The following is a 12,757-nucleotide window of genomic DNA, read 5'->3' as shown; positions in this document are numbered from 1 at the left end:
AAAGGCCGTAGCGGCGCCGACCACGACGATTCTGGAGTTGATCTGGTGGCCCTCGACATCAAGTGGCGGCGGAAGCTGACACTGCCCGCCATCTGTGCGCCCATGTTCCTGGTGAGCGGCCCCGAACTGGTCGCTGCGGCATGCAAGGCCGGCATCGTCGGCGCCTTACCGCGCCAAAATGCCCGCAACATCGACGTATTCGAGACCTGGTTGCGGGCGATCCGCAGCGACCTCGACGCCTACACCGAAGCGCATCCCGCTGCCCGCGTCGGACCGATCGCGGTCAACCTGGCCACCAACTTCGGCGCCGGCGAGTTAGCGGCCAACCTGGCGCTGTGTGCGCGCTACGGCGTCGAGATCATCATCTCGGCCCAGGGCAACCCCGCGGAACTGGCGCGGCGGGTGCATGACTGGGGCGGTGTCATATTCCACGACGTCACCACGATGCGATTCGCCGAGAAAGCCATCGCGGCAGGAGTCGACGGACTGACCTGCATCGGCGCCGGCGGCGGCGGGCACTCGGGGACGATCAGCCATCTCGTGCTGATCCCCAAGATCCGCAGCATCTTCGACGGTGTCATCGTGCTGGCCGGCGCGGTGTCCGACGGTGCGGCGATCCGGGCGGCGGAGATCCTCGGCGCCGACTTGTCTTATCTGGGAACACGATTCATCGCCACTCAGGAATCCCGTGCGCACGATGAGTACAAGGCGATGCTTGTGCGTGGATCGTCGGCGGATTTGATGTACACCCCCGCCATCGCCGGGGTGGCGGCTAACTGGATGACCGAGTCGATGCTGGCGGTGGGTCTGGACCCGGCCAATCTTCCCGAACCGGGCGCCAAGATGAGCTACTCGCACTTGCCCGACGGCGTGAAACCGTGGAAGAACCTCTGGTCGGCGGGGCAGGGCATCGACCTCATCGACGACGTTCCCCCGGTGGCCGAACTCGTCAGGCGGCTTCGCCGCGAATACGTGGAGGCATGCGAAACCCCCGACATGGCCGACGCGGCGCGAATCGTCGACGAAGTTCTACAGGCCTGAGTTTGCCTACCGGGGCCAGGATCACAGCCGATGCATTTGCCGGAAAGCAGCGTCCGAATCGAAGGCGGTGGGCGCGCCGTGGTGTTACCCGACATTCTCGGGGTGCTGGATTGGCACGGCGGCGCCGGTGTCGCGCTGGAGGACGCGCAGCGATCGGTGGGCTACCCCGATCTGGGGGCGTCGGTTCGATCGCTCGCCGCTGCGCTCGCACTTCACGGGATCTCGCCGGGCGATCGGGTGGCGATCATGGTGTCGAACTCCGCCGCAGCGGTGGAGCTCTACCTTGCCTGCGCATTGATCGGTGCGATCTGGGTCGGCATCAATCCGGCTGCGCCGCAAGCCGAACGCGATCGTCAGTTGGCGCTCGTGACACCAACCTTGATCGTCACCGACACCGCATCGTCGTCGCCACTGGGTGGCCGCACGGTCGAGTTGGCGGCGCTGTTCGCGGACCGGGCCCACTCCTATGACGCAGCGCCCCCTGAGCCGGAAACAGCCTGCGCGATCGGCTTTTCGAGCGGGACCACCGGTACCCCGAAAGCTCTGGTGCACAGCCGCGCCGGGGTGTCGCTGATCGCGGCCACCCTGGCCAGGGTTCAACTGCGGGCGGACGATCGGGTGGGGGTCATCCTGCCGATGAGCATTCACAACCTGATGGCAGTGGGGGCCCTGCCGGCGTTGTTCGCCGGCGCGACATGTGTGGCGGTGACACGCATGAATGCCGCCGGAGTGGCCGCGGCATGCCGTGAGCGCCGGCTGACCATGGTCAACGCGCTCGTTCCTGCCACGATCTATGACCTGGTGCACGACAACACGATTGCGCCGGAGGCGCTGGCGTCGCTGCGGGTCGCGGGAACCGGCGCCGCCGGGCTTTCCGAGGACCTGCGGTCGGCGTTCGAGGCGAAGTTCGGTGTGCGGGTGATCGGCACCTACGGAATGACCGAAGCGCCGGGGGTCGTCTGCATCGAAGACCCCGCCCTGCCGCACATTCCTGGCGGTTGCGGCAAAGCGTTGCCCCACTTGGCAGTCCGTGCATACGACGAACAGTACGTGCGGCTGCCGGCGGGGCAGGAAGGCGAACTGGTGGTCTGTGCGGCTGATAGCGGCGCCTGGGCCGGAATATATCGCCCGGCCCTCGGCACATGGACCGAGCGGGGGCTCATACCCCGAGGACGCGACGAAAAGTGCTTCCGCACCGGCGATTACGGCTGGGTGGACGCCGACGGCACCGTCCACGTCAGCGGGCGCACAGCCGACGTCATTGTCCGTGGCGGAGTCAACATCAACGCAGCAGAGCTGGAAAGTGTCCTCGGTCAGCTGCCGGGTGTGCGCGACATCGCGGTGATCGGTGAGCCCGATGCGCGGCTAGGGCAGCGGATCGTCGCATTCGTCGAACCGGTTTCCGGCGCAACCGTGGATGCCGCACAGCTGCGCGAGCGCGCTCGTCATGTGCTGTCTCACAACAAGGTGCCGGATGAGTTCGTCGGCGCTGTGCTGCCGCGCAACGCGATGGGCAAAGTTGCCCGCACACAGCTAAGACGCCCCACACCGCGCCGAACTGACCTGCGGCGCAGGTAAAGCGCAGCTCGATCCTTGGCGCGGTGAGATTCCGCTTTTCAGCCCTGGCGCATATCCGGCATTGAAGCGAGATCGCTCCAGCTCCTAGCATCGGAGCGTCTTCGGTAGGGAGTGCTCGTGAAACGCGTTGAACAGGTCCGCGCGGTCGTCGATCCCATCGGGCCGCGGTGATGGCGCAACTTGGCGATAAGGTTGCGGTGATCACCGGTGCCGGCACGGGTTTGGGGGCGGCCACCGCGAAGCTCTTCGCACGCGAAGGTGCCGCAGTCACACTGGTTGGCCGGCGGGCGGAAAAGCTCGAGGAGGTGGCCGCTGTCGTCGACTCCGAGGGCGGGCGGTCGCTGGTCGTGGCTGGCGATGTCGCGCGGCCCGAGACCGCAACACGCGCCGCCGAGGAGTCGGTACAGGTCTTCGGCGGCATCGACATTTTGGTCAATAACGCCGGGCTGCATGCGACGCCATATCCGTTGCATGAGACGCCCTTCGACGAGTGGGACCGTTTTCTGGCCGTCGATCTCACCGGCCCGTTCCTGTTCACCAGGGCTGTGCTGCCGTCGATGATGGAGCGCCGCGACGGGGCCATCGTGAATATCGGCTCGATGGTGGCGTTGGTCGGTTTCAAGGGCAGCAGCGCCTATGCGGCGGCCAAGGGCGGGCTGGTGTCGATGACCCGGACGATCGCCGTGGACTACGCGCCGTACGGTATACGGGCCAACTGCGTGTGCCCGGGCGGGATGCAGCCCGTCGAGTACGGCAACCTCACCGACGATCAGCTGGCGCAATTGCACCAGGCCGTGCAACTGTCCGGCGGCCCGCTGCTGAGCCGGCCGGCCAACGTCGCGGAGGTCGCGCAGTTTCTGCTGACGGTCGTGGGGCCCAACGGCCGATCGCTCACCGGTGCGGTCATCCCGTTCGACAGTGGCTTTACGGCGAAGTGACGGCGCTAGTCCGCCCAGCGGAACGGGGTTTGCGTTTCGGGGCAGCAGAAAGACTGCAAAGGCTGCTGCACGGGGAGAAGGATGGTTCACCGTGAACAGTACGACCTTCCTGCGCTGGTTCGGTGTTACTCGGGCGGCTTTGGGGCTGTGGCTGGCTGTTGCGCCGCACAAGCCCGGCGAATTATGGTTCGGTAGCGCGCAGCATCCGGCATCCACTTCGGCGCTGCTGCGCAGCGTGGGTGGTCGTGACATCGGGCTGGGTCTGGGGTTGGCAGCCGATCCGCAGCCCGGTTCGGCGTGGCTGCGTGCGGGCATCCTCGCCGATATCGTCGACGCGGTTGCGGCGGTGCTGAGTCGTGACCGCGTTCCCACACGGAACTTGTTGACCGGGCTGGTCGGGGCCGCGCTGTACGCGGTCCTCGGTGCGATGGTCGCGGTCCGCGGACTGACAAGCAGTCGGTGATCGGCGCACCATGACCGATATGGACGAAAAAGCGGTCCTCCCCGGGAAGCTGGAGGAAATTGATGCGTCGTTCCTGACGGCTGCATTGAGCGCCCGATATCCAGGCACACGCGTTGGTGGGGTGACGCTCGCCGATCTCCGCCAAGGTTCGGCGAGTAGTCTGCGGCTGCGTCTCGACTTCGCCGACAATCCCCATGGCTTGCCGCAATTGATGTATATGAAAGGCGATTTCATCGACCACGACTTCACGTCTGCGGCTGCATTCGCGGCCGAAGCTCACTATTTCCACCATCTGGCGGACAAGCTTTCCGACGCGGTGAGGCAACCACGCGCGTACTTCGCCGGTGTCGACGAACAGGGTCAGGCGATCGTCCTTCTCGAGGATCTGGGTCTTCGCGGTGTTCGGTTCGGCGACTGCGAGCAGCCGCTGGACGTCGACACGGTCGCCGACGGAGTGCGGCAGCTGGCCGCCATCCAGGGCCGGTTCTGGCGGGGTCACGGGCTGGAGCGGTTCGACTGGATCAGCGACGTGACCTCCGTGGCTGCGCTGATGCAATTCTTGGTGCAGCCGGATCATTTCGACGACTACATCAACCGCGAGCGGGCCCGCTTCTTGAGCGGGCCACTGCGTGACCGACAGCGGATCGAGGCGGCGCTGCAGGCGATGTTCGAATCCGATCGGGCGCTGCCGACGGCCTTCGTGCATGGTGATGCCCACTTAGGCAACACTTTTCGGGACCCGGCCGGCAAGCTCGGCTTCTGCGACTTTCAGGCGATGGGCCGAGGACCCTACATCTGGGATGTCACCTATTTCATGACCGGGGCCATGAATCCCAAGGAGCGCAGCAGGTTCGAACGCGACCTGCTGTCGCTGTACCTCGACGAGCTTCGCCGAAACGGCGCCGACGAGATCCCAACCCTGCAGGATGCGTTCCTTGCCCATCGCGCCACATGATGCACGGCTACCTCAACATCCTCACGCCTGTGGAGATGCAGCCGGATCGGTTCGCGGTGTCCATGGGTGCCCGGTTCACCTCGGCGATGGAAGAGCTGGATACACTGGGCAGCTTCGATTGATGGGGAACGTGATAGTGCCGATTTCGCAACGCGCGACGCCGAGCGCCCATTACAGCACGACGGTCAGCACCGTCGAATGGGGTGGCGGCAAAACACCCACACCGGCGGCCTCGATGTCGGCGGGGGTCAGAGGCGATCGGATGCCGTCGTCGAGCTGAGCGGTGCCTGCGGGCCCGAACAGCGCGATTCCGGACGGTCGGGCCCGTTGGTCATGGCGTAGCTGGTGGCGAATGCCATCGAAGCGGTGGGCACGGAACGCGGTTGCCCAGCGGCGGGACAGGTCGTAGGGAATCACCGTCGCCAGTTCGGTGGTCACCCCGTAGCGACCGGCAGCCTGGCGGGTCGTAGCCGCCAAACGTGCCTGGCGATCGGGTGGAAAGACCTGGCGCAGTTCCCGGTCTGCCACCCAGGCCGTGGAGACCGGTCCCAGGCGGGTGGCCTCCCGGATGGCCGCGAAAGCGTCAGTAGCGAGGTAGCAGGTGCCTTCGGGCGGGTGAAGATCGAACCGTCCGGATCCGTCGGCCGAGAACCACCACGTGCCGTGCCCGGAGCGGCACACCCGCAGAAGTTGCTTTGGTGGCGCGCTGGCCGGGAAACCGGTGAGATCACCCGGCTCGCCCAGGGTGCGTGCCGGAGTCACGCGCTAAGGGACCGTGCCGCAGAGCGAGCCACCGTCCGAACTCTCTCTCGTTCACCGCGAGCCAAGGCGTCAAGCGGCGGCTCTCCGAGGTCGGGGTCCGGGGTGCGGAGCCACGCCGCCAGAGTCCACCCGTCCACCGACGACTCGGGGAACAACGAGAACACCTCGGCGAGCCCATCGACGAGCTGGTCACCGGCGAATTGCCACAGGGGATACAGGTGCTCGCCGTCAGCGGTGACGGTCCGCAACAGGCGGCGCCGGGCCGCCTTGGCGGCGACGGCCTGACGACTGATACCCAGCCGGGCCTGGACCCCGTCGCTGCGAAGGAACGGGCCGACGAGTTCGTCCCACGGTGACGCCTCGGGTGCCGTGGCGTACACGGCGCGCTCGGCGAAGGATCGGGGGTCGCCCAGCACGACGTTGGCACTGCGCCCGGCGCGTTCGTGCGAGGCCACAACGCGCGTGAGTGCCCGCTTGAACTCCTGGGTCGCCTGCGACACGAACTCCCGGTCATCGTCCTTCAACGCGGCGGTCACCGTGCGGCTCCTTTCGTCAATACCGTCAATAGTATGGTCTTGGCGTCAATACCGTCAACACCCCCTAACCGCCCTGTCCGTCGCCAAGATCTGAGCGCCGCCGCAAAGCCGACATGAGCTAGCGATGGCATGTCGCGTACGCGCCTTCGTGCGAGACCCGTGCGACGCAAATACATAGAGACCACCGGGGGCTGATCGAGATCGCGGCTACGGCTGGCGAAGCAGCTGACAACCCGCGCCGAGATCTGCGACCCCAAGGGCGTCTGACTGTCTCGCGCCCGGTTATGAGCCGGGCAGCAAGTCGTCGCTGAGCCTTTGACCGGGCGTGAAGGTGGCCGGCACGTTGACCCATCCGTTGATGATGCCAATGCTCGGATAGCGCACCGCCGCATCATGATCGACCTGATAGTCAGGCATGCGCGCCAACACGCGGCGCACCATCGTGGTCAGCTCAATGCGAGCGATGTGTGAACCGAGGCAGCGATGGATGCCAATGCCGAATGTCGTGTGCCGGTTGGGAAATCGATCGAGGATCACTTCGTCCGGACGCTCGAACACGGTGTCATCCTGATTTGCCGACGCCCAACTGAGTAGCACCCGGTCGTTGGGCTGCAGTTGGGCATTGTGAATGCTCACCGGTTTGGTGACGGTGCGAGCCAATCCCTGCTGCGGAGTGAAGTAGCGCAAGAACTCCTCACATGCCTGGGGAATCATGGCCGGGTTGTCGATCAACCGCCGGCGTGCGTCCGGGTGATCGGCAAGGTATATCAGCGCATTGGCGGTGACCGCAGTGGTGGTGTCAAAACCGCCTGCCATGACCAGGTTCACCATCGAGAGCACCATTTCATCGGAGATGGGCTCCCCGTCGATCTCGGCGGTGACCAGGGTGTCGATCAGGCCGTCGTTCCCCGGTTTAGCGCGGCGCTCCACGATGATTCCGTAGACGCGTCCCACCGCTTCCATGAATCGTGTAAGGACGGACTCCTGCTGTTCGGGTGGGGTGTAGATGATTTCATGCTGAACATCGGCGTAGTCGCGCCAATCTTCGACAGGCAGGCCGAGGAACTCGCAGGTGAACAGCGAAGGAACCGGATTGGCCAGATCGAGCACGATGTCGAAGGATCCGTTTTCGATCACCTGGTCCAAGCAGATGTCGACCCACCGGGTGACCCGCGGCTCCCAGGCCTTGCTGGCCGCCGGGGAGAAGAACGGGTTGAGCAGCCTGCGATAAGGCAGGTAGTCCGGGGGATCCATCTCGATGGGAAACATCGGCACCGGGGACGGCGGAATTGTGACACCGAGCGGACTGACTCCGTTCACGCTGTGCCCCGAGGCGAAGACCTCGTCGTTTTTCGCCGCGGCGACCACGTCGTCGTAGCGGGTGATCACCCAAAAGCCGCCGTGCGCATCGGTATGCGCGACCGGACATTGTGCGCGAAGGGCGGCATTGATTGACCGGGAGTTCTCCGCGTAGTCACCGGAGTGGTGGTCGAAGGCGGTTAGTTTGCATTCGTCGAAGGTCGTCATCGGTGCCTCTCTGTGTGCACGTCAGGGCTTGTTGACATTGCCGGCGTCGACTGGCAATTGGACACCGGTGATGTAGCGCGCATCATCGGAGATCAAAAACAGCACGGTCTTGGAGACCTCTTCGGGAGTGAGAACAGCCACGGGTGCATACGGCTGATCGGCGGGAGCATCGAGGTCGGGCAACACGTTTGCGGCGCCTTGAATGAAAAGCGGTTGTGCTGCTGCGACTTCAGCCACACTCGGGTCGCCGCCCATCGCCGAGGCTACACCTGTGGGATGAATGGTGTTGACCCGAATACGGTGTGGTGCAAGCTCGTTAGCGAACGCTTTCATCAGGCCGACGATGCCGTGTTTGGCGGCTACGTAATGAGCGTAGGGGACTTGGCCGCGTATTCCCGCCGCTGAGCTCGTGATCACGATAGAGCCGCCGCCCGCCTGGATGAGATGGGGCGCGGTGGCCTGAATCGTGTTCCACACGCCCTTGAGGTTGGTGTCGATGACCAAGTCGTAGATCTCCGACGTGATGCCCAGGGAGCCTTCCGGGTGAAAGGTGATGACACCCGCGTTCGCGCACACGGCATCAATGCGGTCGAACTCTTTGACCGCCTGTGCCGCAGCATCTTTGAGGGCATCGCCATCGCGGACGTCGGCGATGACGGTCAGGCAGCGACGACCGGTGTTCTCGACCAGCTTGCGTGTCTCATCCAAATCGGCTTCGGTGGCGTATGCGTAGCGCACGCGATCACTGAGCTGACGGCACACATCAACGGCGACGATGTCGGCGCCTTCCCGAGCCAGCTGCACGGCGTGTGCCCGGCCCTGACCCACACCCGCACCGGTGATGAAGACGACCTTGTCTTGAACCTTACCCATTGTGGCCTCTGCCTTCTGCCAATGCCGTTCGTTTGCAATACCGTTCGCTGACACTCACTGCAGGCCGATGTAGACGTTTTTGGTGCGCTGGAACTCGCGCAGCCCCCAGATGCCGCCCTCACGACCAAAGCCGCTTTGCTTCACGCCCCCGAACGGAGCGCCCGAGGGCACGATCGGGAATCCATTGACCGCCACGCCACCGGCGTCGAGAGCGGCCGCCAACACGTGCGCGCGGCGCAGATCGCGGGTGTGGACATACGCCGCGAGCCCATAGGGGGTGTCGTTGGCCAGTTGCACCGCCTCGTCGTCGGAGCCGAACCGCAAGATGCTCAGGACGGGGCCGAAAATCTCTTTCTGGGCCAGGTCGCTGGCGGGATCGACATCACCGAAGACGGTGGGGCAGTAGAAGTAACCGCTGCCCAGCCCGGATGGCCGGGCACCACCGCCCAGCAATGTCCCGGATCCGTCGCGAACGGCGGAATCGACGGCGGCGCTTACCCGCTCGAGTTGCGCGGCGGTGGCCAGCGGGCCCATCACGGTCGTCGGCTCCCAGGGATCGCCAACCGTGAGCAGCTGCGCACCGGCCGTCACCCGCGACACCACGTCGTCGTAGATGTCGTTGTGGACAAGCAGACGAGTCGGCAGCATGCAGCCCTGGCCCGACAACGTGACCAGACCGGCGCCGATGGCCATCGCCACCGCGGCATCCAGGTCCGCGTCGGGGAACACGATGTTCGCGGATTTGCCGCCCAGCTCCAGGGTCACCGGGGTGAGCGCTTGGGCGGCCGCCGTCAGTACCTTGCGCGCGGTCTCGCCGCCGCCGGTGAAGGTGATCTTGTCGACGCCGGGGTGTGCGCACAGCGCAGCGCCGGCCTCACCGGTGCCGGGGATGACGTTGAAGACACCGGGCGGCAGCCCGGCATCCGCGGCGATCTCGGCGAACCGCAGCGCGGTGAAGGGAGCGTTCTCCGGCGGCTTGAGCACCACACAGTTGCCCGCAGCCAGAGCCGGCGCGACCTTCATCCCGATCGAGACCAGCGGCCCATTCCACGGGATGATTGCGCCGATCACACCCAGCGGCTCGTCCCTGACGTAATCGAAGGCGTCGCCGGCGGGTACCGGAACGACATCACCGCCGCACTTGCCGATCCAGCCGGCGTAGTAGGTGAACCAGTCGGCGGCCAGGTGGGCGGCTGTACCGGCCAGTGCGTTGGGCATGCCCATCTCGCGGGTGGCGATGGCGGCCAGGCGTTCTTGGTCGGCGAGCACCTTGCGCGCGATCTCCAGCAGGATGTCGCGGCGGCGATTCAGGTCGAGGTCGCGCCAGGCGGGAAAAGCGGTGCGGGCCGCAGCGACCGCGGCGTCGACGTCGGCGGCGCCCGCCAGCGGAACGTCCGCCTGAACGTTTCCGGTGGCGGGGTCATGGTGCTCATAGCTTCCGCCACTACCGGAGGTGAGCTCCTGCGGACCGATGATGAGCCGGGGAGTGGGAAGGCTGTCCGGCACAGTAGCTTGCACGTTCCCGTCCGATCCGTTGACCGTTGCTCTATTCGACGAGACATCAGGATTGCCCCGTTCTCGAGGTGTGACCCAGGCCATCATCGGCAGAAATCAGTCTCGACGGCAACGGCCGCGGTGAAAGCGGCGTTTGCGTGGCCGATCGCCTCGCAGAAGCCCATTCGCTCCTACATTGACAGGCAACGATGCGCCGGCGAATGGAGGTGTGCGGGTGAGCGGTCCCCTGGAAGGGATCCGAGTGGTCGACTGCTCGCGGGGAATAGCGGGGCCTCGCGCCACCGGTCTGCTGGCGGACTACGGCGCCGAGGTCTGGTGGGTGGAACCGCCGGGGGGTGACCCATTTCGCGATGTGCTCGCTACCGAGTACGCGGTGTTCAATCGCGGCAAGCGCAGCGTGCAGTGCGACCTGAGAACCGGCGCCGGGCGCGACGCGCTGTTCGAGCTGCTGTCGGGCGCCGATGCCTTCGTCACCAGCTGGCGTCCCGGCGTGGCCGAGCGGCTGGGGGTTGGGTGGGACCGGATGCACGAGGCCTTCCCGCAGCTGGTGTACACCTCGATTTCCGGCTTCGGTGAAGACGGCACCCTGGCCGATGTCCCCGGCCATGAGGCGATCATTCATTCCTACGTCGGGGTGACCGCCGAGCAGCGGGGCATGCGGCCGCCGCCGATTTATCAGGGCCTGCCCTTTGCCAGCATCGGTGCGGCGTATCTGGCCGTAATCGGTTCTCTTGCCGCGCTTTACCGGCGGACCCGTGACAACAGGGGCCGACACGTGCAGACGTCACTGGTGGATGGCGCGCTGAGCTATCTGGCGCTGTATTGGGGCGACGCCGACAACGCCGGATCAGCTCCGCCGATCGTGCCGGGCACCGTAAGGATTGTGTCGCAATCGTTCCGCTGCGCAGACGATGAATACCTTGGTGTGCACACCGGGGCAGTCGGCGCATTCGGCCGCCTCATCCGAGAACTCGGATTGGACAACAAGATTCGGGTCTCGCAGGACGGCTCGGATATGGGACGGCCGCTCAGCGAGGAAGAGCGCACGGTCGTGCTCGAGGAGATTCCGGCCATCTTCGAGTCCCAGCCCAGGGATGTGTGGCTCAAGCGGCTGCTGGACGCCGACGTGTGCGCGATACCGGAACTGCACCCGGGAGAAATCTTCGACGCACCGCAGGTCCGGCACAACGAGATGGTGGTCCGGCTCAACGACCCGGTGCTCGGGCCGCTGGAGCAGGTGGCACCGGCCATCCGCTTCAACGGGCTGCGCCTTGATGGTCCGGTCTGCGCTGCGCCGCTGGCCGGCCAGCACGACGGCCAGTGCCCGCCCGCGCATTCCGATCACGTGCCCACGCCGGCAGCCGGCGGCGCTGGCGATGACACGCCGCTGCTGCAGGGTTTGCGGGTGCTCGACGCGGGGGCCTATTACGCCGGCCCCTACAGTTCGCGGCTTCTCGCCGACCTCGGCGCCGACGTCATCAAGCTCGAGACGACGCTGGGCGATCAATTGCGCGGAATCCAGCGGCCGTTTCGATCGGCATCGGCGGGCAAGCGGGCAATCTCACTGAATCTGAAGGACCCTGAGCTGCATGCGGCGCGAGACGCACTGATCAAGTGGGCCGACGGTGTCCTTCACAACATGCGTCCCGGCGCGGCCGAGCGGGTCGGCCTGGGCTACGACCGGGTGCACGAACTCAATCCGGACGCCGTCTACCTCTACGCGCCCGGGTGGGGAAGTGCGGGCCCCGATGCGATGCGGCAATCATTCGCGCCGTTGATGTCGGGCTACGTCGGAATCGGCTACGAAGTGGGCGGTCAATTCAATCCGCCGATGTGGCCGCTGGGCAATGAAGATCCCGGCAACGGCCTGACTGGCGCGGTGGGCATCCTGATGGCCCTGTTGCACCAAGCCCGTGGCGGCACCGGCTGTTACGTGGAGAACCCCCAATTGAACGCAACAATGAGCCACGCGGCTCACATCGTTCGCCGGCCAGACGGAACGGTCCTCGGGGCCCAGCGACTGGACCCCCTGCAGACCGGGATCGGCCCGCTGGACCGGCTCTACGAAACCCGCGACGGCTGGGTCTGCGTGACGGCGCTCAGCGACGCGGAGATCGAGCGACTGCAGGCAGCCCTCGGCATCGAGATCCTGGGCGATCCGCGCTTTGCGACCCACGATCTGCGGATGCAGAACAGCTACGAGCTGGCTGACCTGCTTTCCGAGTTGTTCCTCAAGCGCGACAGCGAGGACTGGGTGCGGCTGCTGCGCTCGGCGGCGGTGGCGGTGATGATTCCCAAGACCCGCAGCAACAATGAAGCGTTTCACCGTGATCCGATCAATCAGGCAATCGGGCGGGTGGCGCAGGTGCCGGATGGTGATGGCCGCTTTGTCCGGGAAGCCGCGGTCATGGTGCGGGTCAGCGGCGCGGCGACCGCGCCGCACCGCCTTGCACCGGAACTCGGCGCCGACACCGAGGCAGTTCTGCGTGAGCATGGCTACGGCCCGCAGAAGATCGCCGAACTGCGCGAGCGCGGCTCAATCAGGTAGTCGAACTGCCGGACGCGCCGG

12 protein-coding genes are annotated in these 12,757 nt (G+C 65.8%); 7 read left to right on the top strand and 5 right to left on the bottom strand.

What is annotated here, in order from left to right; genetic code table 11:
- The first annotated feature begins 45 nt into the window (after nt 1-45).
- The 6 genes from G6N47_RS25720 (at nt 46) to G6N47_RS30100 (ending at nt 5,097) form a co-directional block, all read left to right on the top strand.
- Nucleotides 46-1,041 carry an NAD(P)H-dependent flavin oxidoreductase gene (locus G6N47_RS25720; RefSeq protein ID WP_083134289.1) on the top strand — a complete coding sequence of 332 codons (996 nt, stop codon included), beginning with the start codon at nt 46-48 and terminating at the stop codon, nt 1,039-1,041.
- Nucleotides 1,042-1,071: 30 nt separating this feature from the next.
- Nucleotides 1,072-2,619 (top strand): class I adenylate-forming enzyme family protein, encoded by a 1,548-nt coding sequence (locus tag G6N47_RS25715; protein WP_083134288.1) that lies wholly within the window; start codon nt 1,072-1,074, stop codon nt 2,617-2,619.
- A 170-nt stretch (nt 2,620-2,789) separates the two neighbouring features.
- Nucleotides 2,790-3,557, top strand: a complete 768-nt coding sequence (locus tag G6N47_RS25710; protein WP_083134287.1) for an SDR family NAD(P)-dependent oxidoreductase — start codon at nt 2,790-2,792, stop codon at nt 3,555-3,557.
- Between the two features lie 91 nt (nt 3,558-3,648).
- Complete coding sequence (locus G6N47_RS25705) at nt 3,649-4,020, top strand: hypothetical protein (protein WP_139799711.1); 372 nt, start codon at nt 3,649-3,651, stop codon at nt 4,018-4,020.
- A 19-nt stretch (nt 4,021-4,039) separates the two neighbouring features.
- Entirely contained in the window at nt 4,040-4,975 is a 936-nt protein-coding gene (locus G6N47_RS25700; RefSeq protein WP_163659868.1) for a phosphotransferase, read from the top strand.
- Complete coding sequence (locus G6N47_RS30100; protein ID WP_264007132.1) at nt 4,972-5,097, top strand: hypothetical protein; 126 nt, start codon at nt 4,972-4,974, stop codon at nt 5,095-5,097. Before G6N47_RS25700 ends, G6N47_RS30100 begins: the two co-directional genes overlap by 4 nt.
- 49 nt (nt 5,098-5,146) lie before the next feature.
- Here G6N47_RS30100 and G6N47_RS25695 read toward each other — a convergent pair whose 3' ends face one another.
- The 5 genes from G6N47_RS25695 to G6N47_RS25675 all read right to left on the bottom strand — a co-directional run bounded on the left by G6N47_RS25695 (nt 5,147) and on the right by G6N47_RS25675 (nt 10,191).
- The gene (locus tag G6N47_RS25695; RefSeq protein WP_083134284.1) at nt 5,147-5,737 is read right to left on the bottom strand and encodes an RES domain-containing protein; all 591 of its coding nucleotides are present in this window, start codon (nt 5,735-5,737) and stop codon (nt 5,147-5,149) included.
- A complete protein-coding gene (locus G6N47_RS25690) occupies nt 5,734-6,273 on the bottom strand; it encodes a hypothetical protein (protein ID WP_083134283.1) in 540 nt (179 codons plus the stop codon). Before G6N47_RS25690 ends, G6N47_RS25695 begins: the two co-directional genes overlap by 4 nt.
- Nucleotides 6,274-6,555: 282 nt before the next feature.
- On the bottom strand, nt 6,556-7,800 hold the full coding sequence (locus G6N47_RS25685) for a cytochrome P450 (RefSeq protein WP_083134282.1): 1,245 nt from the start codon (nt 7,798-7,800) through the stop codon (nt 6,556-6,558).
- Nucleotides 7,801-7,821: 21 nt separating this feature from the next.
- Entirely contained in the window at nt 7,822-8,673 is an 852-nt protein-coding gene (locus tag G6N47_RS25680; protein ID WP_083134281.1) for a mycofactocin-coupled SDR family oxidoreductase, read from the bottom strand.
- Nucleotides 8,674-8,727: 54 nt separating this feature from the next.
- Nucleotides 8,728-10,191, bottom strand: a complete 1,464-nt coding sequence (locus G6N47_RS25675; RefSeq protein WP_083134280.1) for an aldehyde dehydrogenase family protein — start codon at nt 10,189-10,191, stop codon at nt 8,728-8,730.
- 211 nt (nt 10,192-10,402) lie between these two features.
- Here G6N47_RS25675 and G6N47_RS25670 point away from each other — a divergent pair, with 211 nt between their 5' ends.
- Nucleotides 10,403-12,736 (top strand): CaiB/BaiF CoA transferase family protein, encoded by a 2,334-nt coding sequence (locus G6N47_RS25670; protein WP_083134279.1) that lies wholly within the window; start codon nt 10,403-10,405, stop codon nt 12,734-12,736.
- Nucleotides 12,737-12,757 lie beyond the last annotated feature (21 nt).

The sequence above is a fragment of the Mycobacterium branderi genome (genome assembly GCF_010728725.1).
GTDB classification, from domain to species: Bacteria; Actinomycetota; Actinomycetes; order Mycobacteriales; family Mycobacteriaceae; genus Mycobacterium; species Mycobacterium branderi.
The sequence above is the reverse complement of the archived record's forward strand: the minus strand, read 5'-3'. Positions and strand labels throughout refer to the sequence as shown.

What these genes read in the sequence shown, in the direction of transcription:
- G6N47_RS30100 (WP_264007132.1), top strand. Translation starts at nt 4,972, where the DNA reads ATGATGCACGGCTACCTCAACATCCTCACGCCTGTGGAGATGCAGCCG.
- G6N47_RS25710 (WP_083134287.1), top strand. Translation starts at nt 2,790, where the DNA reads ATGGCGCAACTTGGCGATAAGGTTGCGGTGATCACCGGTGCCGGCACG.
- G6N47_RS25685 (WP_083134282.1), bottom strand. Translation starts at nt 7,800, where the DNA reads ATGACGACCTTCGACGAATGCAAACTAACCGCCTTCGACCACCACTCC.
- G6N47_RS25700 (WP_163659868.1), top strand. Translation starts at nt 4,040, where the DNA reads ATGGACGAAAAAGCGGTCCTCCCCGGGAAGCTGGAGGAAATTGATGCG.
- G6N47_RS25715 (WP_083134288.1), top strand. Translation starts at nt 1,072, where the DNA reads ATGCATTTGCCGGAAAGCAGCGTCCGAATCGAAGGCGGTGGGCGCGCC.
- G6N47_RS25680 (WP_083134281.1), bottom strand. Translation starts at nt 8,673, where the DNA reads ATGGGTAAGGTTCAAGACAAGGTCGTCTTCATCACCGGTGCGGGTGTG.